The organism is Nitratidesulfovibrio liaohensis, from assembly GCF_011682075.1.
Lineage (GTDB): Bacteria > Desulfobacterota > Desulfovibrionia > Desulfovibrionales > Desulfovibrionaceae > Cupidesulfovibrio > Cupidesulfovibrio liaohensis.
In genome coordinates, this window is sequence record NZ_VSMK01000566.1 from 1 (window position 1) to 1,329 (window position 1,329).

At 71.0% G+C, this 1,329-nt stretch carries 1 protein-coding gene and 1 pseudogene; both read right to left on the reverse strand.

The window, feature by feature from the left end; translation table 11 throughout:
* Positions 1–771 (reverse strand): annotated as a pseudogene (locus FVW27_RS15995) (glycosyltransferase family 2 protein); the annotation flags it as partial.
* Between the two features lie 73 nt (positions 772–844).
* Entirely contained in the window at positions 845–1,186 is a 342-nt protein-coding gene (locus tag FVW27_RS16000) for a TraR/DksA family transcriptional regulator (protein ID WP_167127024.1), read from the reverse strand.
* Between the last annotated feature and the right edge of the window lie 143 nt (positions 1,187–1,329).

The window sequence follows — 1,329 nt, forward strand, 5'->3', positions numbered from 1 at the left end:
CAGGCCGGACACGGCCAGTGCGGCGGCGCGAAAACGGTTCAGTGCGGCGTCATGGTGGCGGGCGGCGGTGGCCCCGCCATCAGCAAGCCCCGCGCAGGCGGAAGCGCGGTTGGCCGCGAGGCAGCCGTGAAGATGGTCGAAAAGCGGGGCGAGAGGCGAGCCGGTTCCGGCTGTGCCAGACGGGCCAGATGCGCCAGACGCGCCAGATGCACCTGACGGGCCAGACAGGCCAGACGGGGCAAGCGGGGCTGCGGCCCGGTGCAGGTGGCTCTCCAGCCAGTCCAGGTCGCCGGAAAGTTCGCCCACGGCCACGGCCTGCTGCACCCAGAACAGGTTGTCCGGCTCGCGTTGGCGCTCGTCATCCACATGGCGTTGCAGGCGCACCCAGTCTGCCTGGGCGGCCAGCCGTTCGTAGCGGGCAAGGTCGGCGGGCCGCCGCCAGGCCCCGTGCACGGCGGCCAGCAGCGCGGCCAGCGCGGGGTGCAGCCAGGGCATGCGCTGATGCAGCAGCAGAACCTGTCCGGCCAACTGGCCGTTGCAGGGGTCGTCTTCCCACGCGGCCAGCAGCAGTTCGCGGCCGATGCGCAGCAGGGCGTCACGCGGGGCGGAGCCGGTGTGGTGGTCGGGTGAAGTGGCGGGGGATTGCGAGCGGGTGATGGCGTCGGCCGCGCAACGCAGCCGATGGACGGACCCCACGCTGCCGTGCACGAGGCGAATGCGCAACCACAGCGGCAGGCGCTGCCAGGCAAGGGCAAGGGGTGCGTGCGGCATGGCGTCGTCCCGTAGGTAGTCCGTCGAGGGTCGATGCCCCGTCAGGGTCGAGAACGAAGGGCGCGGGCGGGGATCAGTCGGCGCAGTTCACGCAGCGGCTGGCCTCGGGCATGGCCATGAGCCGGGCCAGCGGGATGGGGTCGCCACATTCCACGCAGAAGCCGAAGTCGGGGTCGTCCTCGTCGATGCGCTTCAGGGCGTATTCCAGGCCCACCTGACGGTTGCGCAGCTGAGCCAGGGCGGCCTCGTTGACGCTCTTGTTCTGGATGGCGTCCATGCGCGAGACTTCGTCCATGCCATCCGCGCCGGGGGGAACAGGCTTGGTCAGTTCCTTCAGGGCCTCGATGTCCTGCGCGATGCGGGCAAGATCGGCGACGATCCGTTCCCGGAGTTTTTGTCTGTCGTTGGGCGTCATCGTGGTGCTCTCTTCCGGGGCGAGCGGGAAGGGCGGTGGTTGCTTGTTTCGTCGCGGCGCGTCCGGCCCGCGCCATGCGCGGCACAAGACGCGGCGACGCCGGGCGAAACGCCGCAGGAAACCGCCGTGGGGCGGACCGGCGC